The following is a 25,832-nucleotide window of genomic DNA, read 5'->3' as shown; positions in this document are numbered from 1 at the left end:
CGGATAGACCGCCGGGGCCTACGCGCGCGCGCTGTCGGTCCTCGACCGGCCTTGATCGAAACTGCGGCCACCGTCCCTGCGGCAGCCCGTCGCGGCCGGGGGCCGCTCCTACCCGCGTAGGAGCGGCCCCCGGCCGCGACGCATGCCGGCAACGGGACGGCCAGAAAATCATCGTGACCGACGCCCATCATTCCTCCACCGCGTCGCCCTGCACGATGGCCCGCCCCTGGAACATGTCGCGAGTCTTGCGCGCCAGGTTGCGGGCGTTGCGGGCGAGGACGTCGCGCAGTGCAGTATACCGCTGCGTCTGGGCGGCGTGGTGGCCGACCAGGTAGGACTTACTGAGGTTTTCGACTGAGATGGCGATGTCTGGCATGGGGGAAGGTTCCGCGATGGCGTCGAGGACGATCGGGCGGATCGTGCGATGGCCCCAAGTCGGATCGTGGCCGCCTGACCGGCAGCGAGTTTCCGATAGTCCGTTTTTCCACGCGGTATCATGGTCGGTCATTACGCCTGCGGATCATCCGTCCGAGCCCCACTCAAATCAGGTCCGCAAAACTCTTCTCCATGCGGCGGAACTGGCGGATGCCGAGCCATAGGAAGAAGACGATGACGCCCCAACTGAGCAGAAAGCCGGGCAGATAGAGGGTCGATTCGCCGCCGAGGATGGCCCAGCGGAAACCGTCGATGACGCCGACCACGGGGTTGAGCGAGTAGATCAACCGCCAGTGTTCCGGCACCACCGACGAGCTGAACCCCACCGGCGATACATATAGGCCGAATTGGACGATGAATGGAATGATGTAGCGGAAATCACGGTATTTGACGTTGAGCGCGGTAATCCACAGCCCCGGCCCCAGGCTGGCTAGAAAGGCCATCGCGACGAACAGTGGTAAGGTGAGGATCTGCCAGTCGGGCAGGAACCGGTACCAAAGCATTAACCCAATGAGAATGGCGAAACTGATGAGGAAGTCGACGAACGACACCACCACCGCAGCGGTGGGGACAATGAGCCGGGGAAAATACACCTTACTGATCAGGTTGGCGTTGCCGATGAGGCTATTGGACGACTCCGACAGTGCAGTGGCAAAGAACTGCCACGGCAACAGACCGGCGAACACCATCAGTGCATAAGGAGCAGCACCTTCGGTGGGAAATTTGCCGAGCTTGCCGAATAGCACGGTGAACACCACCATGGTGAGAAACGGCCGGATCAGCGCCCACGCCAAACCGATGATGGTCTGTTTGTAACGCACCGAGATGTCGCGCCAGGCCAGCACGTAGAAGAGTTCACGGTAGCGCCACAGATCGCGCCAATAGTCGCGTGCGGCCAAGCCGGGTTCGATGATGAGGGTATGGGGTTGAGTCATGTCGTATGGCCCAGATTCGGCGGGCTCAGATCGACGCGGCCATCATCGGCCGCTCCAGTCGATGCACGTGCGACAGATGATAACGCAACAGCCAGGCCGCCGGGCTGTGCGGCTGGAAATGCGCAAGGCCGGCGCGGATGCGGGTCATCTCGCTGGCGAAAGTGCCCGATCGATTCATCCACGGCCCAGGCGTCCAGGGTCTCTTGGGCCGATCTATAGGTGAGGATGTTGTGGGCGCCCAGGTTGTCGAGTCCATCGGGCAGGTCTTGGAGGGCGGCCGGATCGAGGGTGGCGGCCTGGCCGGTCAGGCGTTCGATGATCAAGACGTCGAGCCGCTGGCTCTTCAAGGCGAGTTCCAACTCCAGCTCGCCCCGCCAGGGGCGACCGGCGAAGAGGTCGGTCAGGGCCATGCCGAACAGGCGGTGCCAGGGGGTGGGGGTGTCGCGGGACATCATCGGTTCCTCCGCTAGAAACCCCGTCGTTCAGGGCGGGGAGGGATAGCGGTCGTCGGGATCGCCGACGGTTCTTTGTTCGTTGCAGGCTTTCCAAGAGATTCGGTTGGCGTCTAGTCCGGCTCTTGCAGGTAAGCGTGAATCGCCACAACGCCCCGTCGAGCATCGGTCAGGTCGTGGCTGGCTTGGTCACGGCCGATTTCCGCGGTCGAATCATAATCTCCGAGCTGTCGATCTTCAAACAGCCGCGTCACGATCCGCGTGTACTCTGAGGGGAAAACGCCTGATCGAATAAAGTCTTTGTGAATCGCCCAATCAACTGCGCGTGGCTGGAGCAGGTCTGGCCTCGGGAGAGATGAAGAGCGCTGATCGCATGAAAAACAGCGTAATAGGCGCGCGACGCCGCATCGCCATAAAGTCCTTCCTTGAACAATAACTCCGCGGCCTGGACCTTGGATTGCGCGGCAACCAGCAGACGCTCGATCGCGGGCGTCACAGTCGCACGGCCTCGCGGGCAATATTTCGCGCCAATGGAGAGTCTTGACTGCCGAACCACTCACTCTCGGTTCGCAGCAAGGTAGCCACCAAGGCTTCGTAGCGGTCAAGGATCTCCACTTGCAAGTCCAAAATGCGGTCGCGCATGACCTGCGTCTTTTCGTCGACGATGATCAAAACATCATAATCGGAGGTCGGGCGCGCATCCCCACGCGCCCTGGAGCCATACAACCAGAGACCACGCAGCTGGGTGCCGAGGCGGCGATGGAGTTCGTCGGCAAGAGTTGTAATGACAGGATCAGGGGACATCTTGTGCTGCCAGCCAAGCGGCCAGATCCGCCGCATCAGTAAAGTCGAGCAAGGTCTCGCCCAATGCCGCTACTTGTTTGATCGGTAACGCCGCAATGCTGGACTGTTGGGCCTTTGAGATCAAGCCAATGCGGCGGCGCAATTGTCGTAGCACCAGACTAACCTCACGTTCCTGACCTTCCTGACGACCGCTTTTCGTTCAGCACATCAAAGATTTTAGACATTTCCGCGACCATACCAAAAGCGATGTCCAGGGTCACGATCAATTCCCCCGGGTCAAGGCGGTATTCGTGGGTAATCTGATTGCGAATTTCACGGATCTCTTGCCAACGCGCCGCCGAGGGCAAATATCCATAGCGCTCCAACAGATTCAGGATGTCGATGACCGGCAGCGACTCAACCGGTTCATGCAGCACATCCAGAGCAAACCGCCGGAACAACTGAACGCTGATGAGATCTTGCAGCTTGACGAAACGGTAAGCAAATTGATCCAGTGCGGCAATCAGGGCCGGATCTCTCATGGCAAAGTGATCCACCGTCAACGGCCGAGGACAGCGTGCCATCGCCTCCTGCAGCGCCAGGAAGTGAAGACCACATTCGCTGATAAGATCATCCAGCGATCTCATACCGGCTCACCCTGCCGTTTCGCTTCATGCTGAATGGAAGAAGACAATGCCTTATTCTCCACGACGGCGTCGATCATAATCCCGGCCAGCGGCGTGCGTAGTCAGGGCTTCCAGCCCTGACGGTGTCAGGCCAAGATGGCCTGACTACGCATCCGGCGAGCCCAAGTGGCCGGAATGACGATCAAGGCCTCCACGACCACGTCGATTTTTTGGTCGCCGAGGCAACGATGAAGTTCCGCGCACAAGCGTAATCGTCGGGGAACGGCCTCTTGCGGGGGCCAGTCCCCCGGAATGAACAAGTCAATGTCACCGCCCCGTGCCGCGTCGTTCAGACGTGATCCAAACACCTGCGGTGCCACGCCGAAATGCCGCAACCCAGCTTCGCGGATCATTTTTCTTTGTTCTTCTGTCAAACGCATTGCCGTCTCCTACGCCACCATGGCCTTGATCATCGTTCCGGCCGGTGTGCTGTATTCTGCAAGTCAGCGGCGACTGAGAGTTTGGCTTCCCAGACGAGATTCTATCATCCTGGCCGGGATGACGGCGTGCCGCCTGCCAGCCAGGCGTTGGGGTCCGCCACGTCGGCGAAACCGACCACGGCATCGCCCAAATTCTCCCGTGGATGCCCGCCCCCACTGGCTCCGCCACCTTAGTGCCCTGTTTGCTTGAGCCAGGCTTTGATCTGTTCGGGGTCTATCCCGCGCAGGATATCTTCCGGCGGAAGGCCGCGCAGGCGGTCTTCGGGCGCATAGCGTTTGAGTACCTCCGCGGGATCCAGGCCGCGCAGGCGCTCTTCGGGGTCCATCTTCTCCAGCAGGCCCGCGCGCAGGGCGGCATGTTCCTCCGGTGTCAGCCAGGGATCTTTGAGCATCCGGCGCAAGGTGTCGATTTTGAAATCGGTCACGGTGTAGGACATGTCGGGCAGCTCCAATCGATGCACTTGCGACAGATGATAGCGCAACAGCCGGGCGGCCGGGCTGTGAGGCTGGAAATGCGCAAGGCCGGCGCGGATGCGGGTCATCTCGCTGGCGAAAGTGCCCGATCGATTCATCCACGGCCCAGGCGTCCAGGGTCTCTTGGGCCGATTTGTAGGTGAGGATGTTGTGGGCACCCAGGGTGTCGACTCCATCGGGCAGGTCTTGGAGGGCGGCCGGATCGAGGGTGGCGGCCTGGCCGGTCAGGCGCTCGATGATCAAGACGTCGAGCCGCTGGCTTTTCAAGGCGAGTTCCAACTCGAGCTCGACCCGCCAGGGGCGCCCGGTGAAAAGGTCGGTCAGGGCCATGCCGAACAGGCGGTGCCAGGGGGTGGGGGTGTCACGGGGCATCGTGATCCGAGTCGATTGAGGTCTGGCTAAGGGGACAATGGCAGCGCCAACGCGGTTTCGTAAAATACTCTCCCCACCCGTCCGATGTGGTCTCGCAGTGCTTCGTTGCGAATGCCGGCAAGTCTTGAGAGATCGATGCTATAAGGCAGCAGCAAGTCGTCCAACCTTGTTTCCAACGCGAGCATTTGGCTATCGTCGAGTTCTCGCCCCTCCAGGACAAGATCGATATCCGAGCCATGGCGATAATTGCCCTTGGCCCTGGAACCATAGAGCAGCGCCCGTTCGATCTTGGGACAGTCGGCAAACACGGCACGAATTTGATCGATAACCGATTGCGACAGCCCACAGGTTTCCGGAGCGATATCAGCCACCGGCATCATCGGCGAGCGCCTGCATGCGGGTCTGGAAGGCATCGAACACGATCATGTAGCGGGTGGTAATGGTCTCAATCAGTTGGTTAGCCGTGTTTTCGTCATAGGTATGCGAAGAGCGATTGCGACTCTTGATGGTATCCATCCAAGTGTCGCCGTCGGTCACCAGACCACGCCGAAACGCTTCGCGGATGGCGTCGCGCGAACCGGTGATGTCGGTGTTGCCCTGATACTCGAAGTAATCCTTCATCACATTCCAGGAGAGTTCCTGCGTAAACTCAAAAGTTTTAATAAGTCCTTGCTGTTCGAGTCGGGACAAGGGCCGTTCTGCTGCCAATTCCACGGCCTCCCGCAGCTGCTGGAAGGCTCGCCGGTAATTGGCAAAGCGCTGTTGCCAGCGGATATCGAAGGTGGATTCATTCATGTCGCGTGCCGCCGCTGTCTCAAAATAAAGGTCAATTTTGACTTAGGGTCCAGGGATGTCGACCTCAATCATAATTCCGACCGCTGGGGCTGGCGACAACCCGTCGCGGCCGGGGGGCGCGCTCCTACCCGTCAGGCGTCCCCAGGTCCAGCTCGGAGCGCACGACCGTCTGGTGAAGCGGCCGATACATGAGCTGGGTAATCTGCTCCGAGACCAACCCAATCAAGAACACGAGGACCGCCGTGGTGAGCATGAAGACGGTCATGATTGAGAGCCGTAGGGTTTGGCTGTAGGTATAGGCCCAATAGCCGGTCCCGAGCAGGAAAAAGAGGAACGAGACCGGTACAAAGATCTTGAGCGGCGAATAGAGGCTGCCAATCTTGAAGATAATGAGCAGGAAGCGCAGGCCGTCACGCAGGGGGTGCAGGTGACTCTTGCCGGTGCGCTGCCCGGCAGCGATGGGGACATAGCTGACATCATACCCGGCGCGGAAGAAGGCCATGGTGCTGGTGGTCGGGTAGGAAAAACCGTTTGGCAGCAGGTAGATGAACTCCCGAAACCGGTCGGCGCGGGCGGCACGGAAGCCGGAGGTGAGGTCCAGCACCGGCTGCCCCGTCATGTAGGTCGCGAGCTGATTGTAGAGGCGGTTGGCGAGGCCGCGCGCCACACTGGCCTGCGAGGCCGAGCGGCGGGCGCCGACCACCATGTCGAATCCTTGGTCGAGTCGCTCCAGCAGACGGGGGATGTCGGCGGGATCGTGTTGGCCGTCGGCGTCCATGAACACCAGGATGTCGCCGGTGGCCGCACGGGCACCGGACTTGATGGCCGCGCCGTTGCCCTTTTGGTAGGGGTGGCGGATGCAACGCACACCCGCAGCGGCGCAGAGCGCCGCCGAGGCATCGGTGGAGGCATCGTCCACCACCAGGATCTCCGCTGCGGGCAGGACCTGGCGGATGCGTGCGAGCAGCCCCTGAAGGGATGCCGCCTCGTTGCGGCACGGCAAGATGATGCTGATCTTGGAGGGCACGCAGACTCCGTCGGGGTTAGGTGTTTGGACCGGTGGAACAGATCGACGGCACGACCACGATCGACTGCGATGCCGCCATCCCTGCCCCGGGGCTACTTGAGTACCCGCAGGGCTTTACCGACCCCGGTCGGGGTTAACGCGAACCGGCGGTTGCGGTTGCCGCTGCCGAGGCCGGGCCTGCACAAGCGCGATGGGTCCAGTATATCCCCCGGCGGCGAGCCGTGCCGGTTGTGGCCTTGATCATAACTCCGGCCAGCGGCGATCGGTCCGCACAGCGGACCCTACGGCTTGCGCCGCGCCCGTAGGGTCCGCTATGCGGACCAACGCCCTCGCCGTTAGCCCGGTGACCGGGATTATGACCAAAGCCCCGGTTGGCCTGGGGCTTGGCCTTGATCGTCGCCCCGGCCGGTCTCCCTCCGTCAGCCAAGCCGGCCGTCACGGCTAGCAGGCTGTCGGACTTAGTGATGCAACCGATTGAATGCAAAGAGTTTCCTCTTTTGCGCCAAAAAGTCGTTTTCCTGTTTAATCAATCGGTTACGCCATCAAGTCCGACAGGCTGCTAGTCGTTGCCCTGCTCCATCCGCCCGCTGCGGGTACGTGACTGGTAGGGGAAACGCGCCTGACCGAAGCGGACCAGCAGCACCGCCCCTGCCAGGATCAGCACGGCACCGGCGGAGGCGGTAATCCCCAGCTCAGTCAGCTCCTTCATGTCCAGGATGATATGACGGGCCAAGGCGACCATGGCAATGTAGAGTGGGATGCGCACCGGCAAGGCGCCGGAGTCCAAATAGACGGCCACCATGGAGAGCACTTCGAGATAGATGAACAGCAACAGCAGATCGGCCAAGGCGACTTGGCCCCGACCGACCATGGCAACGATCTCCTGAACGCTGGCGATCACGGTCGCCACGCTGATCACCGCCAGAAAGGCTACCTCGAAATGGCCGAGGACCCGGCGCCCCGCATCCAAGAGACGCGGGCTGCGGTCGGTCCCCGCCGTGGACTGGTGTTCGCCCTGACCCGCCAGGCCCAAGCGCCCCCCGGCCGCGCCCGCGGCATGCAACTCGGGCCGCCGCCCGGCGCGGTCGGCCGGCGAGACGCTGTCTAATGTATTCGGACCCATGTTCTTGCTCCTCTAGCGATAGTGTGTCAACGCGTGCGTACGAGCACTCGTTCGTCAGCCGCGAGGATGGCACTAGGGCGCTGAGGATTCGCTGACAACCCCGATCAGAGGGCCTTCAGGCTTGGCCTGCATGTGCGGGGCTGCCCCATGAGTGGCGCACGGGGGCGCTGCGCAAACAAAGAGGGGCTAGGCCTTTTGGCCTAACCCCTTGTCTTTTATTGGTACCGAGGGCCGGAATCGAACCGGCATGGGGTCACCCCCGTCAGATTTTGAGTCTGATGCGTCTACCAGTTTCGCCACCCCGGCAGAGGAGACGGGCATTATAGGCCAAAGGCCGCGGGATTGTCAGCCCCGATCGCCCGATCAAGCTCGCGAAGGGGGCCCCCCGACACGGCGCCTCAGGGCCGCTCAAGGACCAATGGGTCGCCGACCCGAATCGCGCGCCGGGCGGCCTCCCCAGCGTTGAGCTCCAGGATGTAGCGGATCGCGGTGGATTGGCTCGGGTAGGTCGGGCAGGCCGGCTGTCGGCAGGGCGGGACGCCGGCCACGATCTCCAGCAGCACACCGGCGTCATCGAAATACAGCAGGTCCAGGGGGATCAGGGTGTTTTTCATCCAGAACTCGGCCCGATCGGGCTCCTGGACAAACAGCATTCCCTGGCCCGCCGACAGGTGTTGGCGGAACATCAGGCCGCGCCGTCGCTCATCGAGCGTCCGCGCCAATTCCACATGAAAGGTCGTCGCCCCGACGCGGACCCTGGCGCGCTCGGCAGCGCTCAGGCCTTGGCCTAGCGTCAGACCCAGAAGCAGGGTGAGCATGACCATGAAAGTCGCGCCGGGAGCGCGGTCCAATGCTCCCTCCCCGATTGGTGGAGGGCGGGATGATGCGGGTGCCATAGCCGTTACCGATACTCCTAGAAAGAGCGGTTATCACGCCAAGGCGCCAAGCTCGCCAAGGCTTTTCAGTGCGTTATCAGCGTTGCGCCAGTCACCCGGAGGGTGATCCGGAGAGTGGCACTACCCGCTTTGTATCGCTTGGCGAGCTTGGCGCCTTGGCGTGAGCGATTCCCTAACGAAGGACAATCGATTAGTGCTGACAGGATGGACAATAAAAGCTGGAGCGCTGGCCGATGCGCTGTTCCCGCAGTGGCGTGCCGCAACCGGGACAGGGCTGGCCGGTGCGCCCGTAGACCCGCAGCCAGCGGGCAAAATAGCCGGGGTTGCCGTTCTCCTGCACGAAGTCGCGCAGGGTGGTGCCGCCCTGGACGATGGAGGCGTTGAGCACGGTGCGGATGGTCTCGGCCAGGCGTTGGTAACGCGCGGCCGAGATGCGGTGGCAGGCCCGCGCCGGGTGGATGCCGGCGAGGTACAGCGATTCGCTGGCATAGATGTTGCCCACCCCGACCACCACGGCGGCGTCCATGATGAATGACTTGACCGCGACCCGCCGTGCGCGACTGAGCCGATACAGGCGGTCGCCGGCGAATCCGTCCTCCAGCGGCTCGGGTCCCAGGTGGCGCAGCAGTGGGTGGCGGGTCACCGCCAAGGCCGGCGGGTCGGGCGTCCAGAGCAGGAGACCGAAGCGACGCGGGTCGTGCAGACGCAGGGCCCGACCGTCGGCAAGGACCAGGTCGACATGGTCGTGTTTGATCGGCGGGGTCTGGGCCGCCACCACGCGCAGGCTCCCGGACATGCCCAGATGCAGGATCAGGCTGCCGCCGGCCACCTCGATCAGCAGGTATTTGGCCCGCCGGGACAGCGGCCCGATCCGTTGGCCGGTCAGACGCTCGGGCAGGTCCGGGGCGATCGGCTGGCGCAGACGGTGCTCGCGCACCACCAGCCGCTCGATCTGCCGACCGGCGAGGTGGGGACGGATGCCGCGCAGTGTGGTCTCGACCTCCGGGAGTTCGGGCACCCTCAATATCTCCGCAGTGAGGGCGTGATCTCGGCCTTAGGGACCTGCGCCGGTGGCTCCGCGTCCGGGTCCTGCCCCTGCCCTTGCCCCGGTGCGAAGGGGTCCACACCGAAGCCGGCGGGCGGGGCCTTGTAGGGCTCGGCGCCGAACCCGACTGGCGGCGCTTGATCCGGCCCGGACTCGTCGCCATAGGAACCCGCCGGGTGATCCGGACTGAGGCGGACTAATGGCGGGGCGCCCGCCGGCTCGGCCGCGGGGGTAACGGTGAGTTCGTCGGCTGGGGCGAAGGGGCCCGGGGCCTCGGTGGGCGTCGGCGCGCTGGCGGGCACGGCGGTCCTGGGTCGGGTCGCGGCTGAGGGCAGGCCGGGCGGGCCGGGATCGACCGCGCTGGGGTCCAGCGCGAGCAGCAGGCTATCGCTCAGGACATAGCGCAATTTGAGATCCAGGCGGCTCCAATGCCGCCGATCCGCTGAGACGACGAAGCGCAACAGGGTGCCGTCGCCGAACTTGACCTCGACCGGGTCGCCGTTGAGCTCCCCGGTCATGGGCTCCACGCGCTCCGCCACGAGTCCGTTCAGGGTGGTCAGGGAGACCGCGGACAGGGCAACCCCATTGAGTGTGCCGTAGCTGGGCAACTGCCCCCGGGGCAGGAGTTTGCGCGAGCAATAGTCGATGGCCGGGGCGATGAGTCGGGGGTAGAAGCGGTCCTCGATCAGATGCACAAGCCCGTCGGCGGGGGCATAGACATAGCGGCTTTGTCCCAGTGGGTCCAGGCCGCCGAAACCCAGGGGCAGGTTGTCAAGGCGCAGCCGCAGCCGGGCCGGGTCCAGTCCCAATTCACGCAGCGATGCGGACTGCGCCGGGAAGCTGCGCTGGACCGGGGCGGTGGCCACGCTGAGCAGCCGATCGACCTGTTCCTGGTCGGCGTCCAGGTCCATGGGCTGGCGCAGCCGCCAGCCGTCCTGGGTACGCTCCAGCTGGATGCTCGGCTCGCCGTCGCGTTCCAACTCGATGAGCCGCAGCCCCGCCGGGACGATCCCGGTCAGGGTCGCGGGGGCGTCAGTGACGGTGAGCACATGATGGATGGCGAGCCCCAGCCCCAGGAGCATCAGCGCTAACAGCAGATTGGCGATCCAGCGTGCGACCATGATTCAACCTCGTGCGCGCATCCAGCGCATCGTCAGGCCCGCCGTCAGGAAGAGCCCGGGCAACAGGACCAGCGACCCGAGCCCCAGCAGGAGGCGGCGGGTCCGGTTCAGGACCAGACCCGCGGCCGGACCGGGATTCGGGGGCAAGGCGAGCAGCGATTCTTCGCCGCTCACCCAACGCAGCAGTTTGAGCCCCAAGGCGCGGTTGCCGTAGGCGTTGATCTGGGCATTGCTCAGGAAGTCCCCGTCGCCGACCAGCAGCACGCGCTGGACCTGGCCCTCGGTGCCCAGCGGCCGGGTGAGCGCCAGGACGACCGGGAGCGGACCGGCCTGCTCCCCAACCACCTCGTCGCGGGAGATCGTCCCCTCGATGCGTCCGGTCTCGTTCCAACTGTCGGCCCCGGTGCTCAGGAATCCGGTGAGGGTCCAACCGGGGGCGGTGCCGGTCGCGAAGGCGACCGCCCCGGGCAGCAGCGCCGGGGCCTTGAGACCGGCCCCCAGCGGGTCGTCCGGGAACTCGGAGATGACCGCGACCGCCGGGGTGTCGGATTCGGATTCGAATGCGGCCGCCTTCGGGTCGACCACGGTACCCGGGAGCAGGCCGATCCCGAGCAGGTCCGCCAGCGGCTCGAGCCCGTTCATGGGCCCCGGGTCCAAGAGCCAGACCAGGTTGCCGCCCCGATCCAGATATTGGGCGAGCCGATCCGCCTCCCTGGGGAAGAGTTCAATTTCCGGGTTGGAGATCAGGGCCAATTGGGTGTTGGTCGGCACATCCGTCACGCTCGTGAGATCGAGGTTGCGCAGCAGGAAGCCGCTGTCCTTGAGCTCCTGGCCGAAACGCCCGAGGTCCCGGGGCCCGTCACCGTCGATCCGACGCTCGCCGTGCCCCTCCATGACCGCAACCCAGGGCGCCCGGGTGGTGACGAGGCGGGCGATGGCGGCGCTGAGTGCGCGCTCGCCGACCTCGTTCAAGGTCTCACGCCGTCCCCGGTACTCCAGCATGATCTGGCCGGCTCGCGAAACCTTGGCATCGCGCGCCTGTTCCGGGAAGCGCTGGGGGTCGACGAAGCGGACCTTGAGCCCGGGGGCCGCACGCCGATAGGGGGCCAGGAGGCGCTCGATGGCCTTGCCCAGCGGGTCCTGGGGGTCGATAAAGACGGTGGCGCGCAGCGGTGAGTCCAGGCGTTTGAGGATCGCCGCGGATTCGGGGCTGAGTGAGTTGGTGCCCGCGCCGGTCCAGTCCCAATACTGCCCGTCGCGGGCCAACAGCCAGCCCGCGGCGATCACGCAGGCCAGCAGCAACAGGGTGAATAGCCCGTCGACCAGCGGCCGTTCGATGCCCTTGATTGCCTCGCGGATGGGGCGCGTCCAGTGTGTCATCGCGAAATGAACAGGTCGTACGCACACAAGGGTATGCCTGGATTGGCGCGCCACGCCGCCCACCGATCAGTCGCCCAGTGCCAAGCCGCCACCGACCCATTTCCTGATTTGCGTTTATTTGCGTTCATTTGCGGACAATCATCCTGCATGGCTCACGCGAGCCGCCGGTTGGCCAGTCGCCGGTGGGTGAGGGCCAGAAAGAACCCGGTGAACAGCAAGAAGTAGGCGAGGTCACTGACCCGCACCGCCCCCAGCAGGAACCAAAAGAGGTGCTCGTTCCAGGCCAGCCAGCCGAACAGCGAGAGCCCGGGGAGATCGAGCCCCTGGGCCCGCCCGATGATGGAGAACAGGAGCAGGAGGCCGAAGGCGGCCAGCACCGCCGCCCCCGGCTGGTCGCTCAAGCTGGCGGTATAGAGTCCGATGGCGCCGAACATCAGGGCCGCGAGCCACAGCCCCAGGGTGGCCGCCGCGCACAGCCCCAGGTCCAGGTGCGCGCTCCCCGCCAGCAGGGTGAGGTTCAGCGCGGGCAGCAGGCACAGGGGCGTGAGGAGGGCCGCGGTGCCGATGAACTTGCCCAGGACCACGGTGTAGAGGTGGACCGGCGCGGCCCCGATCAGGTCGAAACTCCCGTCGCGGAACTCGGCGCTCAACATGCGCATGGCGATCAGGGGGGCGGCCAGCATGGCGATCACGGCAGCAAAACCGAACAGGTTGAGCGCCAATTCAATCGACAGGCTCGCCACCCGCTCATCGGCCCCGAGCCCGCTGAAGTCGTCCACCACCTTCAGAAACACCCAGGCGAGCACCACCTGGGAGCCCCCGAGCAACACCCACACGAGCGGCGTGACCAGCCCGCCACGCAGTTCCCGGCCGGCGATGGTAAGGATCATGTCCGCTCCTCCGCCCCGATCAAGTCGAAAAAGACCAGTTCCAGGTCGCTGCGCTCGGCGCTGAGTTCCCGCAGCCCCAGGCCCGCCGCCACCACTTGTCTGGTCAACTCCTCCGGTCCCGCGTCCGGTTTGAGTACGACGCGGATGCGCTCATCGCGCAATGGGGTCGCCGCCGCCACACAGTCCAGGGCGGCGAGCGCGGCACAGTGCCCCGGTGGGCTCAGGCGCAACCGCCAGATCGGGCTGTCTTGGCCGGCGGCCAGGTGGTCCCCGCGCAGCAGGCGGCCTTGGTGGAGGATCGCGACGCGGTTGCAGACCGCCTGGACCTCCGGCAGGATATGGCTGGAGAAGATGACCCCGCTGCCGCTGGCCAGTTCGCGCACCAGGGCGCGGACCTCGCGGACCTGCACCGGGTCCAGCCCCTCGGTGGGTTCGTCCAGGATCACCAGTGCCGGGCGGTGCAGGATCGCCTGGGCGATGCCGAGCCGCTGACGGAAGCCCTTTGAGAGTTTGGCGATGGGGCGTCGACCCAGGCCATCGAGCCCGCAGCGCGCCTTGGCCTCCGCCACCGCGTCCGTCAACTTAGCGCGCGGAATGCGATGCAGCCGGGCACAGAAGTGTAGATACTCGTCGAGGCGCAGGTCCTGATAGAGGGGCGGGCGCTCGGGCAAATAGCCCAGGAGCCGCTTGGCCGCGACCGGATTGAGTGCCAGATCGATGCCAGCGATCTCGACCCGACCGCTGCTGGGGGCCAGGTTACCGCTCAAGATCCGCAAACAGGTGGTCTTGCCGGCGCCATTGGGACCCAACAGGCCGAGCACCTCACCCCGCTCCAGGGTCAGGTTGAGTCCGGCCAGGGCCGTATGGTGGCCGAAGCGGCGGGTGAGCTCGGTGATGCGTACCAGGGTGTCCATAGACCGGGCACAATACCGACTTAGGCCGGACTTGCCAAACGCTCTTGCTGGTCCAGCCGGCGCGGGCGGCCACAACAGTGCTTGGCGATTGCGCCGCGGCGTGGCACCCTCCCATCTTGTTCACGTGCGAGACTGACCAACACCCAAGGGGGCCATCCCGGATGCATACGGAACGGGCAGAGACCACGCTCACGTTGAGCGCTGAGGAACGACACGAAATGATCGCCGTCGCCGCCTATTACCTGGCGGAGCAGCGAGGATTCCCTGGGGAAGGGGCGCTGGACGATTGGATCGTCGCCGAGCGCCAGATCGACCGGATGGTCGAGCGGATGCGCGAGGACGGCACCAACCGCCGTGCCCTGGAGCGGATGGGGTTGCGTAACGCGCTGAAGCTTTGGGGGCAGGACGAGCCGGAGGCGACACCGTCCTGACCGCCGCCCGGTGCCGCCTCGGCGCCCCCGGGGTGGTCTATTTTTGCGACGGGTCGACCACTAGGCCCGGCTTCGTGGGTCCGCTGGGTTTGGCTTCCTCAGCGGGCTTGGCCGTCGGTTTCGGTTGAAACGGCGGGCTCTTGGGGACGGCGCCGATGCCGGTGCCCAGCATGTTGACCGCCTCCGCGCTCTTGCCCGGGATCTCAAAACGCATCTCGGGCCAGATGGCGAGCCCCTTGGCCGCCGAGACGGTGCCGCTGCCGGCCTTGTCGGTGGTGGTGCCGGAGAGGGCGGTGCGCACGATCAGGTCGCTCTCCCCGCTGATGCCGGTGAGCTTGCCGGTGCCCCCGGTCAGCTTGAAGGTGCCGGTGCAGGAACCGGGCTCCCCGTCGCAACTGTACTCGGCGTAGATGTAGTCCCCGGTCGGGCTCTCGATGGTGCAGTAGCCGTGACCCTTGATGGTATTGGCCAGGACCTCGGTGATCTGGGTGGATGGACAGGTGAAGAGTGCAGCGTCCAGGAGCCCCTGGCCGTGCTCGATGTACATGATGCCCTCAAAGGTGCCGATGAACTGGAGCTTGTCCACGGCCACCTGATAGATCTGGCCGTTGGCCTCCCAGGGGGCGAGGATCTTGGCCGTACCCTGGTCCGCCCACAGGGGCGGCGGGGCCAGGGCGAGGCCGGCGAGGGCGAACAGGGAGGCGATGTTGGCCATCGGCAACCCTAGGGCTTCGCGGCCGACGCCGCCGGCGCGGCCGGGGCTGGCTTCGGTGCCGGGGTTGCGGCAGGGGCTGGCTGCGCTGCCGCCGGCGCGGCCGGTGTTGGCTTCGCTGCCGCCGGCGCGGCCGGGGCTGGCTTCGCTTCCGGGGTCGCTGCGGGCTGGGGCATTTCCGGGGCGGCGCCGGGGCCGCTTTCATCGGCGTCGTCCATCGCCGCGGCGCCCTCGTCGGGCGTTTCGGACTGGACTACTGCCAGACACTCGGCGATGTAGTCTTCCATGTCCTCCGCGGCCACCTCCTCCTCGGCCGCCATCTTACGGCACTCGGCAGCCGCGTCCTCCGCCAGGCTCAGGGTCGGATAGCCAGCGGCCAAAAACAGGGTGAGCGGCAGGACGTACAGTGCAGGCTTCATGGTGGTTCGGCTCCTAAATCGTGTTGCGGGGATGGCGGTGCGGGCGCCGGCGCTCGGTGGGCTGACCAACGGGAGGCCGACGTGTCGTGGTAACCGCTGCGGATGATAGCCGCCCCGGCCCCATACGGTAAATCGGTGTCTGCGGCACCGCGCCGGTAGACTTCACTGCGCCCGCTCAAGCATACTCCTGCCTCAACGCTGGCCCGCCGTCGGTGCGCTGCCACTGAACCTAACCCCGTTAGACATCGCGGTCATCCGGCCTGAGGAGTTCGTGCATTGAGCATCGACTGGAACACCTATCCCTGTGAGGACTTCTACGACGAGCTGGTCGCCGCCCCGGGCCAGGGTCGCGAGGCCTTCGCCGGGTTTCTGGATGACCTGAAGGCGCTGGGGTCCGACGAACTGGTGGCCCGCCAAGAGGCGGCCGAGGTGGCGATCAAGGCGATGGGCATCACCTTCACCGTCTACTCTGACGAGGGGGGTGCCATTGATCGCGCCTGGCCGTTCGACATCATCCCGCGGATCATCCCCAAGTCCGACTGGGATCGGGTCGAGGCGGGGCTCAAGCAACGGGTGCAGGCGCTCAATCTCTTTATCGACGACCTCTACCACGACCAGCGCATCATCGAGGAGGGGGTCTTCCCGGCCGCCGTGCTGGCCAAGTCGGCCAACTTCCGGCCCCAGTGCGTGGGGGTAGACCCGCCGCTCGGCATCTGGGCACACATCTGCGGCTCGGACCTGGTGCGTGACGCGGACGGGACCATCTATGTCCTGGAGGATAACCTGCGTGTCCCCTCCGGGGTCTCCTACATGCTGGAGAACCGCCTGGTGACCAAGCGGGTCTTCCCGGAGCTGTTCGAGCACTATGCCCCGCTCCCGGTGGATGACTACCCGTCCCAACTCTTCGATACCCTGGCCGCACTCTCGCCGCGCCCGGCGGACTACCCGCAGGTGGTGGTGCTGACGCCGGGCATCTACAACTCGGCCTATTTCGAGCACGCCTACCTGGCCCAGCAAATGGGCTGCGAGCTGGTGGAGGGTCGCGATCTGTTCGTGGACACGGACGACTGTGTCTACATGCGCACGGTCGATGGTCCCAAGCAGGTGGACGTGATCTATCGGCGGGTGGACGACCTGTTCCTGGACCCGGAGGTCTTCCGGCCCGATTCTACCCTGGGGGTGCCGGGCCTGATGCGCGCCTGGACCGTCGGCACCGTGGCCCTGGCCAATGCCCCGGGGGCCGGGGTAGCGGACGACAAGGTGGTCTATGCCTTCGTGCCGGAGATCATTAAATTCTATCTGGACGCCGACCCGATACTGCCCAATGTGCCGACCTATCGCTGCATGGACCCGGAGTCCCTGGCCTACACCCTGGACCACATGGAGCGCCTGGTGGTGAAACCGGCCAATGAGTCCGGCGGCTACGGGATGCTGATCGGTCCGGCTTCCACCTCGGCTGAGCGCGCGCAGTTCGCGCAGTTGATCCAGGCGGACCCGCGCAACTATATCTCCCAGCCGGCGCTCAAACTCTCCACGGTGCCGACCATCGTCGGGCGGGGGCTGGAGCCCCGGCATGTGGATCTGCGTCCTTTCATTCTGTCGGCGGACCGTCAGCAGGTGACCATGGGAGGGCTGACCCGCGTGGCGCTGCGCAAGGGGTCGCTGGTGGTCAATTCATCCCAGGGCGGGGGGAGCAAGGACACCTGGATCGTGCCTGATTGAGCGGTCAGTAGACCGCTCAATTGTGAATCCTAAGAAATCCTATCGAATTTCCCGCTGACGGTTGCGACCTTCGATCCTGGTCCACCGCGCCGGCTCGGTTGTTTGCACTATGAGGACACTTTTGGATGCTGTCGCGCGTCGCTGAGAACATCTATTGGCTGGGTCGTCACGTGGAGCGGGCCGAGAACGCCGCCCGGGTCGTCGCGGTCAATGCCAACCTGCTCATGGACCTGCCGCGGGGCATCGCCCCCGGCTGGCGGCCGCTGGTGGACATCACCGGGGCCAATGCCCAGTTCGAGACCGACTACCAGGACTACGACGAAGGCAACGTCGTGCATTTCCTGCTGGGCGACAACCGCAACCCCGGGTCCATCCTCTCCGCCCTGGAGGCTGCCCGGGAGACCTGCCGCACCATCCGCGATTTCCTCCCGCGGGAGGTCTGGGAGGTCTTAAACGAGCTCTATCTCTACGCCCGCGACCAACTCCACCGTGGCATGACCAAGAGCGGTCGCCATGCCTATCTGAAGTCCATCATCCTGGGCGCCCAGGGCATCCATGGCCTGCTCTCCGGCACTATGCTCCACGATCAGGGCTATGAGTTCCTGCACCTGGGGCGCTATCTGGAGCGGGCGGACATGACCACCCGCATCATCGACGTGCGCTCCGCCAACCTGCTGCCACACGAGACCACCGAGCTGAAACCCTACGAGACCATCCAGTGGGTCAGCGTACTGAGGTCACTGAGCGCCTATCAGGCCTACCGGCGCAGTGAGCAGGTGCGCGTACAGCGTGAACCGGTGTTGCGTTTCCTGTTCCAGCACCAGGAATTCCCCCGCGCAGTGTGCTATTGCATCGACGCCTCCCGGCAGAGCCTGGAGCAGCTACCCCGCAATGAAGCGGCGCTGCGCGTGGCCGGCCGGTTGCGGCGCAACCTGGAGGCGGCGGAGCCCTGGCGGTTCGACCAGCAGCAACTCCACGCCCATGTGGATGTCCTGCAACTGGCGATCGGTGAACTGCACGAGGAGATCGCCCGGACCTGGTTCCCGCCGCCGCTGGTGCTGGACGTCGCGGCCTGAGGCCCTGATGTTGCCTGCCAGGATGACGACCGCGCGATGACCATTGAGTCGGTGTTGTTCTGGAATCATGTCGGCCACCTGGGCGCGGCGGCCCTGATGCTGCCCCTGTTGTTGATCGCCTGTGCCGCCTTGTGGCAGACCGGCCAGGACGCCGCCGCCGGCCGTTGGGCGCTGCTGGTCGCGGCCGGGTCGGCGCTGGTGCTGGTCACCAAGATTGCGTTCCTGGCCTGGGGCCTGGGCAGCGCCGCACTCGACTTCACTGGGATCAGCGGGCACACCACCCTGGCCACCGCGATCCTGCCGGTGTGGCTCGCGTGGCTGCCGGGCCGCTGGGGCGGGCGCCGGGTCCAGTGGGTCGCGCTGTCGATCGGGCTTGGCATCGGCGCCCTGGTCGGCTGGTCGCGGATGGCTGTCGGAGCCCATAGCCTGAGTGAATCGGTCGCCGGCTGGTTGCTCGGGGCGGCGATCGCGGCGGCCGCGTTCCACTGGTTCGATCGGCGGGTGTCGCCGCCCTGGCTGGCCAAGGGTGCTGGGCTGATCCTGCTGCTTGCACTGAGTCCGGTGGCCGCGAATTGGCTCCCGACCGACCAGTGGGAGCATCGCATTGCCCGGGCACTGTCGCCCACCGGGACCGTGTATCACCGCAGTTGGCTGCGGGCGCAAGCGGGCCGCCGAAAAGTGGTGCGTCAATGAGCCCTAATGTTAGATTTTGAGCCATTACAGTGCTGGCTCGTCGCGATGCCAACCGCCGACGTATTCCGCCTCACCGATTCGATTGCTCGAGACGATTCGCATCCGGTGCTGGCATCCTGTTGATTGACGATCACTAAAACATGCTCGGCTATCGCCACGCCTTTCACGCCGGTAACTTTGCTGACGTACACAAACACGCACTGCTGGTGCAACTCTGTCTGGCCCTGCGACTCAAGGACAAGCCGTTCTGTGTGTTCGATACCCACGCGGGGGCGGGGCTCTATGACCTGGCGTCGGAGAGCGCACTCAAGAATCGCGAGTTCGACGGCGGGATCGGCCGGCTCTGGGACGCCCCGGCTGGACCGGAACTGGAGGCCTATCTGGAGCTGGTTCGGGCACTGAATCCGGACGGGCGCCTGCGCTGGTATCCGGGCTCCCCTCACCTCGCGCGCGCCCTGTTGCGGCCTGGGGATCGGCTGATTCTGTGCGAGCGGCACCCGGCGGATCACCTGGTGTTGCGTGCCGAATTCGCCGGGGACCCGCAGGTGGCAGTCCATTTCCGGGACGGCTACGAGGCGCCCGCGGGTCTGATGCCGCCGCCGCAGCGGCGCGGTCTGGTGCTCATGGACCCCTCATTTGAGATGCCGGGCGAGTTCGCGCGCCTGAGCGCGGCGCTCACGACCATCCAGCGGCGCTGGGCCGGGGCCGTGGTCGCCATCTGGTACCCGATCATCGAGCGCGAACCCAGCCGCGGGTTTCTGGACCGCCTCAAGGGGCTGGGCATCCCGGCCATCCTGTGCGCTGAATTGGGGGTATCACCCTATCGGGGATCGCTGGGGTTGCACGGGTCCGGCATGCTGATCGTCAATCCACCCTGGGGGCTCATGGCGACCCTGGAGCGGCTGCTGCCCGAGTTGCTGGAGCGGCTACGCCTCGCCGGGCCGGGCGAGACACGCCTTGAATGGCTGGTGAAGGCGCCCTGAACTGGGGCCTTGATCATGGCTCCACGGCGATCCTAGAGTACGGAATTCTCACGCCAAGGCGCCAAGGTTCTTCGGCGTGCGATCAGCGACGTAGGATTTGCCAGCCGGGTGATCGGGGAAGCGCAGAGCTACCTCTTCTCTTGGCGCCTTGGCGTCTTGGCGTCTTGGCGTGAGCAAATTCCGGATCCAGGCGCACCTGATGCTCGGGATGATGACTAATGCGGCCGGTTCACTGCCCCGCGATGGTCATCTCGTCGATCAGCCAGGAGCCGGTGCGGGTGCTGCCCGGGAAGTCGCAGTCATTGCCGACCGCGACCAGGCCAGCGAACATCGCCTTGAGATTGCCGGCGATGGTGATCTCCTCCACCGGATATTGGATCTCACCGTTCTCCACCCAGAACCCGGCGGCCCCGCGGGAATAGTCGCCGGTGACCGCGTTGACCCCGTGGCCCATCAACTCGGTGACAAAGAGCCCGGTCCCCATGAGTGCGAGCATCCCCGCGCGGTCGCGCTCGCCCATGTCGACCATCAGGTTGCGCACCCCGCCCGCATTGCCGGTGGTGGGCAGCTTGAGCCGGCAGCCGGAATAGGCGTCTAGTACATAGGTGCGCAGAACGCCCTCGCTGACCAAGTCCTTGGCCCAGGTGGCCACGCCGTCGCCGTCGAAGGGGGCACTGGAGAGCCCCCGCGGCAGGTGGGGCTGCTCGTGGATGCGCACGAACTCGGGGAAGATGCGCTCACCCAGGTGGTCGAGCAGGAAGCTGGCACGCCGGTAGAGGCTGCCGCCGGAGATGGCGGAGACCAGGCTGCGCACGAGCCCGGTGGCCACCTCCGCCCGAAACAGCACCGGGGCCTTGCAGGTGGCGAGTTGGCGGCCACCCAGGCGGGCGACGGTGCGCGCGGCGGCACGCTCTCCCACCAGGCGGGCGGGCTCCAGGTCGCCGGCCGCGCGGGCACTGGTCCACCAGTAGTCGCGCTGCATGGTGTCGCCCTCCTCGCCGATGACGGCGCAGGAGATGCCATGGCGGGTGCTCGGGTAGCCGCCGACGAAGCCGTGGCTGTTGCCGTAGACCTGGAGCCCAGAGTGTGCGCTGAGTGACGCCCCTTCTGAATTGACGATGCGCGGGTCAAAGCCGCGGGCGGCGTCCTCGCACTCGGCGGCGATCGCAATCGCCTCCTCGACCCCGATCGACCAGGGGTGATAGAGGTCCAGATCCAATACGTCGAGGGCCATCAGCACAGGGTCTGCCAGGTGGGCGCAGGGGTCCTCCTGGGTGTGTACGGCGATGGCGCAAGCGGCCTTGACCGCCGCGCGCAACGAATCGGGGCTGAGATCGGTGGTGCTGGAAGAGCCCTTGCGGTGGCCGAAATAGACGGTGATGCCGAGCCCGTTGTCGCGGGTGTGCTCGACGGTCTCGACCTCGCCGAGGCGTACCCCGACCTCCAGCCCGGCACTGCTGCCCACCGCGGCCTCCGCGGCGGTCGCCCCGAGCCGCTTGGCCTCGCTCAGGAGGTCCTCGATGGTCCGCTCCAGTCGCGCCAGCCGTTCGGCGGTGTCCTCGGTTGAGGTAATACTCATAGGAAATCCTGCAAACTCACATTGAAGCGTCCGAACCGGTGCCACCGACGGTCAACCCGTCGATGCGCAGCGTCGGTTGGCCCACACCCACCGGCACGCTCTGGCCCTCCTTGCCGCAGGTACCAACCCCCGCGTCGAGCGCCAGATCGTTGCCGATCATACTGACCCGGGTCAGCACGTCCGGCCCGTTGCCGATCAGGGTGGCCCCCTTGACCGGTCGGCCGATCTTGCCGCCCTCGATCAGATAGGCCTCGCTGGTGGAGAACACGAACTTGCCGGAGGTGATGTCCACCTGCCCGCCGCCGAAGTTTACCGCATAGAGCCCGCGGCTGACCGAGGCGATGATCTCCGCCGGGTCCCGCGTCCCGGCCAGCATATAGGTGTTGGTCATACGCGGCATGGGCAGATGGGCATAGGACTCGCGCCGGCCATTACCGGTGGAGGCCACCCCCATCAGTCGAGCATTGAGCCTGTCTTGCATGTAGCCGCGCAGGATGCCGTCCTCGATCAACACGGTATGCTGGCTGGGCGTGCCCTCGTCGTCCATGTTGAGCGAGCCGCGCCGCCCGGGTAGGGTCCCGTCGTCGACCACCGTCACCCCGGGGGCCGCCACCCGCTCACCCAGGCGTCCGGCGAAGGCGGAGGTCCCCTTGCGGTTGAAATCGCCCTCCAGGCCGTGACCGATGGCCTCGTGCAGCAGCACGCCCGGCCAGCCGGGTCCCAGGACCACGGTCATGCTCCCCGCCGGGGCGGGTTCGGCCTCCAGGTTGGTCAGCGCCAGGCGCACCGCCTCGCGGGCGAACGCCAGCGCGCGGCCCTCCAACATGAGCCAGCCCAGGTCAGTGCGTGCCCCGCCGCCGCTGCCGCCCTGCTCGCGCCGACCTTTATCTTCACAGATCACACTGACATTGAGTCGTATCAGCGGGCGCACGTCCGCCGCCAGGGTGCCGTCGTCGGACAGCACCAGCACCGTCTCGTGGACCGCGACCACGCTGGCGCTGACCTCTTTGACCCGCGGGTCCTGGCGGCGGGCCTCCGCGTCCACGCGCTTTAAGAGCTCCACCTTGTCCTCGTCGGGAAGGCTCGCGAGCGGGTCGATCGGCTCGTAGAGGCGCCGGCCCGCGGGGACCTGGCCAATCCGTACCCGGGCCTGTCGGCCGGCCCGGGCGATGGCGCGTGCGGCCTCGGCCGCTTGGGCCAGGGCCGGGTACTCCAGCTCGTCGGAATAGGCGAAGCCGGTCTTCTCGCCGCTGACGGCACGAATCCCCGCCCCCTGCTCGATGCTGAAATTGCCGTCCTTGATGATGCCGTCCTCCAGCACCCAGGACTGCAACCGGCTCTTCTGAAAATAGATATCCGCCGCGTCCAGGTCCGAGCCGGCGAGCAGGCCGAGCAACCGGTCCAGGTCCTGGTCGTCGAGCCCGGCCGGTGCCAGGATGCTGTTGCGGGCAATAGTGATGGGATCGTTCATCCAATTCCTCTGCGAGAAACCCCGGCGTTCAGACCGAGGAGTGATAGCGGGCGCCGTCGGCGACCACGGCGCCCGCCACATTTATCTTTCGGGGTGGTGCGGGCGCCATGGCCGCTGCCTTTAAGTTGGGGTCGGTTAGCGCAAACGCCGATGGTCGATCGCGGGGAAGTGGCGGCGGACCGCGCCCTGAAATTCACGGTCGATGGCCGTGCAGACACAGCCGGTGCCGCGCGGGAGTTGAGCGAGTACTGTCCCCCAGGGGTCGACCACCAGGCTGTGTCCAAAGGTCTCGCGACCGTTGAGGTGGAACCCGCCTTGGGCGGCGGCCACCACAAAGGCCAGGTTCTCGATGGCCCGCGCCCGTACCAGGGTCTCCCAATGCGCCTTGCCGGTGATGGCCGTGAAGGCGGCGGGCAGCGCGATGATCTCCACACCCTCCTCGAGCATCCGCCGGAACAGTTCCGGGAAGCGCAGGTCGTAGCATACCGCCAACCCGAGTCGCCCCCAGGGGCTGTCGATCACCACCACCTCGGTGCCCGGCTCGATGGTCGCAGACTCCTGATAGTGTTCGTCGGCCCCGGGCACGGACACGTCGAAGAGATGGATCTTGTCATAACGCGCGACCCGCTGCCCGCGCTCATCAAAGACCAAGCAGGCGGCCCGCACCCGGCCGGGGTCGGACGTCGCCAGCGGGATGGTGCCGCCCACCAGCCACACCCGCTGCTCCAGCGCGACCCGGGCGAGAAAGGATTGGAGTGGCCCGGTGCCGTCCGCCTCCCCCAGCGCAACCTGGTCCTCCGGGTGCTTGCCCATCAGGGCGAAGTTCTCGGGCAGGACCACCAGACCCGCCCCGCCGGCGGCCGCCTCCCGGACCAGGCGCTCCGCCTCGTCCAGGTTGGCCGCGACGTGGAGGCCGCTCGCCATCTGCACCGCTGCAACCAGTTGTCTGTTTTTCATCCGCGTCCCCCCGGTGATGCGGCCGCGCGGGGGCGCCGCCGGCCCATGACAGGTCGACACGATAGCATCCCGGGCGAGGGTGGGACAGGGTAACGGCCATGGCGCCCGCACCACCCCGCAAGATGAAAGGGGCGGGCGCCTGGGCGGTTCCCCCACCCTGCCCTCCACCCATAGGCGAGGGGGAACTGGAGCGCGCTCCCGGCGCGACCTTCACGGTCATCGCCGCGGGCTGGCCGTCCAGCTCAACCGGCCGTGCGTGCAGTGCGCGACAGACGCGATGCATAGCGTCTAGGGCCTGTTGACAGTGCGCTTCGGGCAGCAGCAGCGTGAACTCATCGCCGCCGAAACGGGCGAACACATCGATCTCGCGAATGTTGCTGCGGCAGACCTCGGCCAATACCAGCAGCGCCCGATCGCCCACCGCATGCCCATAGGCATCGTTGATATCTTTAAGCCGATCAATATCGATCAAGACCAGCGCCAGCGGACGCTGCAAGCGCCGCGCGCGCCCGATCTCCAGCTGCGCCAATTCCAGGAAGTGACGACGGTTGGTCGCACCAGTGAGCTCATCGGTGTGGGCTTGCTGTTGCAGCGCGGCCTCAAATCGATGGCGCTCGGTAACATCGATGGTATAACCTGCCAGTAGGGTCTTGTCACCCTGGGGGATCGGGAATTTGATCGTTGCATACTGACGACCATGCAGGGTCTCATCCAGTTCCATCACCTGCCCACTGGCGACGACCTGCCAGTCGTGGGCGGTCATCTTGGCCGCCACCTCAGTCGGGAACAACTCGGACATGGTCTTGCCCTCCAGGTCCCGGCATGGGGTACCGATCAGCTCTTGAAAGCGATCGCAGGCATGGAGAACCCGGCTCTGCGTGGGGGTCACTTCTTTGATATAGGCATAAATGGGTGAGTGCCGAATAAACAGCGCAAGCAACTCCCGGCTTTCCAGGAGCTCCTGTTCCGCCCGCTTGTGCTCGGTGATGTCGCTGATCGCCAAGAGGCAGACCGGTGAGTGGTGCTCGGCACTGCGGTGTACTGTCGCATCCAATCGCGCCCAACAGGACTCGGCATTGGCGCGCAGCAGGCGCAGTTCGCTGCGCGGATAGGTGCTGGTCGTCAATGCCTGGTGGTGGTGCCGCTGGAAGATCGCGCGATCCTTGGGCAGGACAAAGCCGCAGAACGGCTGCTGCATAATCTCATGCTTGGGTGAGCCCAGCAGGCGCTCCGCCGCACGATTGGCACTCTGGATCAGGCCAGCCTCATCCACGGTGAGGTAGCCCACCGGGGCTAGGTCGTATAGATCGACAAAGTGTTGCGCGGCGCTGGCTAGCCCTGGCCCGGGCGGGGGACGTTCGGCGTTCGTCGCTTCGCGTTCAGTCGAGCGTTGGCGCAGGTCCCGCAGCCGCAGGAGCGGATGATCGAGTCTCAAGGTGTCTGGTGCCAATGGGTGCCTCCTGCCTCAACTGGTTACAACGGCCCGAATGACCAAAGTCCAGCGAAAGGAACCATGCAAAATCGCCTGGATAGCGACTTTGCATGGCGAATCGTCCAATTCCGAGCGTCCAGTCCTGGGCGTCCCTGTCCCGGGCATGCCTGCCCTAAGCCTTCCCGTTCCGGGGATCCTTGTCCCGGGCATCCCCGCCCGTGTGTCCTGCCCCGGGCATCCCTGGCCCGAGCGTCCTGTCCCGGGCCGTCCCTGGCCCGCGGGTCCCTGTTTCGGGCATCCCTGTCCCGAGGGTCCTGTCCCGGGCGTCCCTGTCCCGAGCGTCCCTGTCCCGAGCGTCCCTGTCCTCAACGCTAAACAAGTGCCTTGAATTCTTGAAGGTCCCTCTCGCAATCCAAGGTGGTCTGGGTCCGGCTAGCGGCCGTTCAACAGCCTTAGAGGCTGTCTAAGAACCATTTTGAGATAGAGGCTTACTTAACGGCTAATAAATACGGCGTTTGATTATTGCAGATCTGCCGAAGAAGCAAGCGTCCGGATGCAATATAAACCTGTGTTTCGCTTGAAGTCGGTT

30 protein-coding genes, 1 tRNA gene and 1 pseudogene are annotated in these 25,832 nt (G+C 65.5%); 6 read left to right on the top strand and 26 right to left on the bottom strand.

The genetic code is table 11. The annotated features are described in order from the left end of the window. Nucleotides 1-187 precede the first annotated feature (187 nt). The 9 genes from QZX93_RS08845 to QZX93_RS08810 form a co-directional block, all read right to left on the bottom strand. Complete coding sequence (locus QZX93_RS08845; protein ID WP_295390403.1) at nt 188-376, bottom strand: hypothetical protein; 189 nt, start codon at nt 374-376, stop codon at nt 188-190. Between the two features lie 163 nt (nt 377-539). Further along, a complete protein-coding gene (locus QZX93_RS08840; RefSeq protein ID WP_295390401.1) occupies nt 540-1,334 on the bottom strand; it encodes an ABC transporter permease in 795 nt (264 codons plus the stop codon). A 32-nt stretch (nt 1,335-1,366) separates the two neighbouring features. Beyond that, the gene (locus QZX93_RS08835; protein ID WP_295390397.1) at nt 1,367-1,825 is read right to left on the bottom strand and encodes a hypothetical protein; all 459 of its coding nucleotides are present in this window, start codon (nt 1,823-1,825) and stop codon (nt 1,367-1,369) included. A gap of 247 nt (nt 1,826-2,072) precedes the next feature. Continuing rightward, a complete protein-coding gene (locus QZX93_RS08830; RefSeq protein WP_295390394.1) occupies nt 2,073-2,318 on the bottom strand; it encodes a HEPN domain-containing protein in 246 nt (81 codons plus the stop codon). After that, the gene (locus QZX93_RS08825) at nt 2,315-2,626 is read right to left on the bottom strand and encodes a nucleotidyltransferase domain-containing protein (RefSeq protein WP_295390391.1); all 312 of its coding nucleotides are present in this window, start codon (nt 2,624-2,626) and stop codon (nt 2,315-2,317) included. The genes QZX93_RS08830 and QZX93_RS08825 overlap by 4 nt, the downstream gene beginning before the upstream one ends. Beyond that, complete coding sequence (locus QZX93_RS27320) at nt 2,616-2,780, bottom strand: DUF4351 domain-containing protein (protein WP_366760018.1); 165 nt, start codon at nt 2,778-2,780, stop codon at nt 2,616-2,618. Before QZX93_RS27320 ends, QZX93_RS08825 begins: the two co-directional genes overlap by 11 nt. Nucleotides 2,781-2,790: 10 nt before the next feature. Next, nucleotides 2,791-3,252, bottom strand: coding sequence for a hypothetical protein (locus QZX93_RS08820; protein ID WP_295390390.1), 462 nt, complete (start codon nt 3,250-3,252; stop codon nt 2,791-2,793). A gap of 125 nt (nt 3,253-3,377) precedes the next feature. Further along, nucleotides 3,378-3,671 (bottom strand): nucleotidyltransferase domain-containing protein, encoded by a 294-nt coding sequence (locus QZX93_RS08815; protein WP_295390388.1) that lies wholly within the window; start codon nt 3,669-3,671, stop codon nt 3,378-3,380. A 230-nt stretch (nt 3,672-3,901) separates the two neighbouring features. After that, entirely contained in the window at nt 3,902-4,303 is a 402-nt protein-coding gene (locus QZX93_RS08810; RefSeq protein WP_295390386.1) for a hypothetical protein, read from the bottom strand. A 52-nt stretch (nt 4,304-4,355) separates the two neighbouring features. Here QZX93_RS08810 and QZX93_RS08805 point away from each other — a divergent pair, with 52 nt between their 5' ends. After that, a complete protein-coding gene (locus tag QZX93_RS08805) occupies nt 4,356-4,607 on the top strand; it encodes a hypothetical protein (RefSeq protein ID WP_295390384.1) in 252 nt (83 codons plus the stop codon). On the opposite strand, the gene QZX93_RS08800 is transcribed toward QZX93_RS08805, so the two are convergent. The 11 genes from QZX93_RS08800 to QZX93_RS08750 form a co-directional block, all read right to left on the bottom strand. Next, on the bottom strand, nt 4,604-4,957 hold the full coding sequence (locus QZX93_RS08800; RefSeq protein ID WP_295394513.1) for a nucleotidyltransferase domain-containing protein: 354 nt from the start codon (nt 4,955-4,957) through the stop codon (nt 4,604-4,606). The genes QZX93_RS08805 and QZX93_RS08800 overlap by 4 nt on opposite strands. Then, nucleotides 4,941-5,372 carry a nucleotidyltransferase substrate binding protein gene (locus QZX93_RS08795; RefSeq protein ID WP_295390377.1) on the bottom strand — a complete coding sequence of 144 codons (432 nt, stop codon included), beginning with the start codon at nt 5,370-5,372 and terminating at the stop codon, nt 4,941-4,943. Before QZX93_RS08795 ends, QZX93_RS08800 begins: the two co-directional genes overlap by 17 nt. Nucleotides 5,373-5,496: 124 nt before the next feature. Then, nucleotides 5,497-6,399 carry a glycosyltransferase family 2 protein gene (locus QZX93_RS08790; RefSeq protein ID WP_295390375.1) on the bottom strand — a complete coding sequence of 301 codons (903 nt, stop codon included), beginning with the start codon at nt 6,397-6,399 and terminating at the stop codon, nt 5,497-5,499. A gap of 559 nt (nt 6,400-6,958) precedes the next feature. After that, nucleotides 6,959-7,369, bottom strand: a complete 411-nt coding sequence (locus QZX93_RS08785; RefSeq protein WP_295390405.1) for a phosphate-starvation-inducible PsiE family protein — start codon at nt 7,367-7,369, stop codon at nt 6,959-6,961. 372 nt (nt 7,370-7,741) lie between these two features. After that, nucleotides 7,742-7,828 (bottom strand) — tRNA-Leu (locus tag QZX93_RS08780). 92 nt (nt 7,829-7,920) lie between these two features. Continuing rightward, entirely contained in the window at nt 7,921-8,340 is a 420-nt protein-coding gene (locus tag QZX93_RS08775; protein ID WP_295390374.1) for a DUF192 domain-containing protein, read from the bottom strand. A 268-nt stretch (nt 8,341-8,608) separates the two neighbouring features. Further along, a complete protein-coding gene (mutM, locus tag QZX93_RS08770) occupies nt 8,609-9,436 on the bottom strand; it encodes a bifunctional DNA-formamidopyrimidine glycosylase/DNA-(apurinic or apyrimidinic site) lyase (protein WP_295390371.1) in 828 nt (275 codons plus the stop codon). Between the two features lie 2 nt (nt 9,437-9,438). After that, nucleotides 9,439-10,584, bottom strand: a complete 1,146-nt coding sequence (locus tag QZX93_RS08765; protein ID WP_295390368.1) for a DUF4340 domain-containing protein — start codon at nt 10,582-10,584, stop codon at nt 9,439-9,441. A 3-nt stretch (nt 10,585-10,587) separates the two neighbouring features. Next, nucleotides 10,588-11,964, bottom strand: coding sequence for a GldG family protein (locus QZX93_RS08760; protein ID WP_295390365.1), 1,377 nt, complete (start codon nt 11,962-11,964; stop codon nt 10,588-10,590). 152 nt (nt 11,965-12,116) lie between these two features. Continuing rightward, nucleotides 12,117-12,854 (bottom strand): ABC transporter permease subunit, encoded by a 738-nt coding sequence (locus QZX93_RS08755; protein ID WP_295390363.1) that lies wholly within the window; start codon nt 12,852-12,854, stop codon nt 12,117-12,119. Then, on the bottom strand, nt 12,851-13,768 hold the full coding sequence (locus tag QZX93_RS08750) for an ABC transporter ATP-binding protein (RefSeq protein ID WP_295390361.1): 918 nt from the start codon (nt 13,766-13,768) through the stop codon (nt 12,851-12,853). Before QZX93_RS08750 ends, QZX93_RS08755 begins: the two co-directional genes overlap by 4 nt. A gap of 218 nt (nt 13,769-13,986) precedes the next feature. Here QZX93_RS08750 and QZX93_RS08745 point away from each other — a divergent pair, with 218 nt between their 5' ends. After that, complete coding sequence (locus tag QZX93_RS08745) at nt 13,987-14,199, top strand: DUF2934 domain-containing protein (RefSeq protein ID WP_295390359.1); 213 nt, start codon at nt 13,987-13,989, stop codon at nt 14,197-14,199. A gap of 37 nt (nt 14,200-14,236) precedes the next feature. Here QZX93_RS08745 and QZX93_RS08740 read toward each other — a convergent pair whose 3' ends face one another. Together QZX93_RS08740 and QZX93_RS08735 are read right to left on the bottom strand one after the other, a co-directional pair. Next, a complete protein-coding gene (locus QZX93_RS08740) occupies nt 14,237-14,914 on the bottom strand; it encodes a hypothetical protein (protein WP_295390357.1) in 678 nt (225 codons plus the stop codon). A gap of 8 nt (nt 14,915-14,922) precedes the next feature. Then, nucleotides 14,923-15,330, bottom strand: a complete 408-nt coding sequence (locus QZX93_RS08735; protein WP_295390354.1) for a hypothetical protein — start codon at nt 15,328-15,330, stop codon at nt 14,923-14,925. Nucleotides 15,331-15,606: 276 nt separating this feature from the next. Here QZX93_RS08735 and QZX93_RS08730 point away from each other — a divergent pair, with 276 nt between their 5' ends. The 4 genes from QZX93_RS08730 to rlmJ all read left to right on the top strand — a co-directional run bounded on the left by QZX93_RS08730 (nt 15,607) and on the right by rlmJ (nt 19,804). Continuing rightward, nucleotides 15,607-17,052, top strand: a complete 1,446-nt coding sequence (locus tag QZX93_RS08730; RefSeq protein WP_295390352.1) for a circularly permuted type 2 ATP-grasp protein — start codon at nt 15,607-15,609, stop codon at nt 17,050-17,052. Nucleotides 17,053-17,177: 125 nt separating this feature from the next. Continuing rightward, the gene (locus tag QZX93_RS08725; RefSeq protein WP_295390350.1) at nt 17,178-18,128 is read left to right on the top strand and encodes an alpha-E domain-containing protein; all 951 of its coding nucleotides are present in this window, start codon (nt 17,178-17,180) and stop codon (nt 18,126-18,128) included. Nucleotides 18,129-18,164: 36 nt separating this feature from the next. Next, nucleotides 18,165-18,821, top strand: coding sequence for a phosphatase PAP2 family protein (locus QZX93_RS08720; protein WP_295390347.1), 657 nt, complete (start codon nt 18,165-18,167; stop codon nt 18,819-18,821). A gap of 140 nt (nt 18,822-18,961) precedes the next feature. Further along, on the top strand, nt 18,962-19,804 hold the full coding sequence (gene rlmJ, locus QZX93_RS08715; protein ID WP_295390344.1) for a 23S rRNA (adenine(2030)-N(6))-methyltransferase RlmJ: 843 nt from the start codon (nt 18,962-18,964) through the stop codon (nt 19,802-19,804). Between the two features lie 229 nt (nt 19,805-20,033). On the opposite strand, the gene pmbA is transcribed toward rlmJ, so the two are convergent. From pmbA to QZX93_RS27315, 4 genes and pseudogenes are all read right to left on the bottom strand, one after another. Beyond that, entirely contained in the window at nt 20,034-21,383 is a 1,350-nt protein-coding gene (pmbA, locus tag QZX93_RS08710; RefSeq protein ID WP_295390341.1) for a metalloprotease PmbA, read from the bottom strand. A gap of 16 nt (nt 21,384-21,399) precedes the next feature. Next, nucleotides 21,400-22,854, bottom strand: a complete 1,455-nt coding sequence (tldD, locus tag QZX93_RS08705; protein WP_295390338.1) for a metalloprotease TldD — start codon at nt 22,852-22,854, stop codon at nt 21,400-21,402. Between the two features lie 135 nt (nt 22,855-22,989). Beyond that, complete coding sequence (locus tag QZX93_RS08700; RefSeq protein WP_295390336.1) at nt 22,990-23,811, bottom strand: carbon-nitrogen hydrolase family protein; 822 nt, start codon at nt 23,809-23,811, stop codon at nt 22,990-22,992. A gap of 244 nt (nt 23,812-24,055) precedes the next feature. Beyond that, nucleotides 24,056-25,084 (bottom strand): annotated as a pseudogene (locus QZX93_RS27315) (diguanylate cyclase); the annotation flags it as partial. Nucleotides 25,085-25,832 lie beyond the last annotated feature (748 nt).

This window comes from uncultured Thiodictyon sp. (assembly GCF_903946935.1).
GTDB lineage: Bacteria > Pseudomonadota > Gammaproteobacteria > Chromatiales > Chromatiaceae > Thiodictyon.
This window is presented reverse-complemented; position numbering and strand designations above follow the sequence as displayed.

What these genes read in the sequence shown, in the direction of transcription:
- QZX93_RS08765 (WP_295390368.1), bottom strand. Translation starts at nt 10,584, where the DNA reads ATGGTCGCACGCTGGATCGCCAATCTGCTGTTAGCGCTGATGCTCCTG.
- QZX93_RS08750 (WP_295390361.1), bottom strand. Translation starts at nt 13,768, where the DNA reads ATGGACACCCTGGTACGCATCACCGAGCTCACCCGCCGCTTCGGCCAC.
- QZX93_RS08815 (WP_295390388.1), bottom strand. Translation starts at nt 3,671, where the DNA reads ATGCGTTTGACAGAAGAACAAAGAAAAATGATCCGCGAAGCTGGGTTG.
- QZX93_RS08820 (WP_295390390.1), bottom strand. Translation starts at nt 3,252, where the DNA reads ATGAGATCGCTGGATGATCTTATCAGCGAATGTGGTCTTCACTTCCTG.
- QZX93_RS08810 (WP_295390386.1), bottom strand. Translation starts at nt 4,303, where the DNA reads ATGAATCGATCGGGCACTTTCGCCAGCGAGATGACCCGCATCCGCGCC.
- QZX93_RS08800 (WP_295394513.1), bottom strand. Translation starts at nt 4,957, where the DNA reads ATGATGCCGGTGGCTGATATCGCTCCGGAAACCTGTGGGCTGTCGCAA.
- QZX93_RS08795 (WP_295390377.1), bottom strand. Translation starts at nt 5,372, where the DNA reads ATGAATGAATCCACCTTCGATATCCGCTGGCAACAGCGCTTTGCCAAT.
- QZX93_RS08835 (WP_295390397.1), bottom strand. Translation starts at nt 1,825, where the DNA reads ATGATGTCCCGCGACACCCCCACCCCCTGGCACCGCCTGTTCGGCATG.
- QZX93_RS08745 (WP_295390359.1), top strand. Translation starts at nt 13,987, where the DNA reads ATGATCGCCGTCGCCGCCTATTACCTGGCGGAGCAGCGAGGATTCCCT.
- tldD (WP_295390338.1), bottom strand. Translation starts at nt 22,854, where the DNA reads ATGAACGATCCCATCACTATTGCCCGCAACAGCATCCTGGCACCGGCC.
- QZX93_RS08775 (WP_295390374.1), bottom strand. Translation starts at nt 8,340, where the DNA reads ATGCTCACCCTGCTTCTGGGTCTGACGCTAGGCCAAGGCCTGAGCGCT.
- QZX93_RS08760 (WP_295390365.1), bottom strand. Translation starts at nt 11,964, where the DNA reads ATGACACACTGGACGCGCCCCATCCGCGAGGCAATCAAGGGCATCGAA.
- pmbA (WP_295390341.1), bottom strand. Translation starts at nt 21,383, where the DNA reads ATGAGTATTACCTCAACCGAGGACACCGCCGAACGGCTGGCGCGACTG.
- QZX93_RS08720 (WP_295390347.1), top strand. Translation starts at nt 18,165, where the DNA reads ATGACCATTGAGTCGGTGTTGTTCTGGAATCATGTCGGCCACCTGGGC.
- QZX93_RS08735 (WP_295390354.1), bottom strand. Translation starts at nt 15,330, where the DNA reads ATGAAGCCTGCACTGTACGTCCTGCCGCTCACCCTGTTTTTGGCCGCT.
- QZX93_RS08845 (WP_295390403.1), bottom strand. Translation starts at nt 376, where the DNA reads ATGCCAGACATCGCCATCTCAGTCGAAAACCTCAGTAAGTCCTACCTG.
- rlmJ (WP_295390344.1), top strand. Translation starts at nt 18,962, where the DNA reads ATGCTCGGCTATCGCCACGCCTTTCACGCCGGTAACTTTGCTGACGTA.
- QZX93_RS08825 (WP_295390391.1), bottom strand. Translation starts at nt 2,626, where the DNA reads ATGTCCCCTGATCCTGTCATTACAACTCTTGCCGACGAACTCCATCGC.
- QZX93_RS08725 (WP_295390350.1), top strand. Translation starts at nt 17,178, where the DNA reads ATGCTGTCGCGCGTCGCTGAGAACATCTATTGGCTGGGTCGTCACGTG.
- QZX93_RS08700 (WP_295390336.1), bottom strand. Translation starts at nt 23,811, where the DNA reads ATGAAAAACAGACAACTGGTTGCAGCGGTGCAGATGGCGAGCGGCCTC.
- QZX93_RS08755 (WP_295390363.1), bottom strand. Translation starts at nt 12,854, where the DNA reads ATGATCCTTACCATCGCCGGCCGGGAACTGCGTGGCGGGCTGGTCACG.
- QZX93_RS08740 (WP_295390357.1), bottom strand. Translation starts at nt 14,914, where the DNA reads ATGGCCAACATCGCCTCCCTGTTCGCCCTCGCCGGCCTCGCCCTGGCC.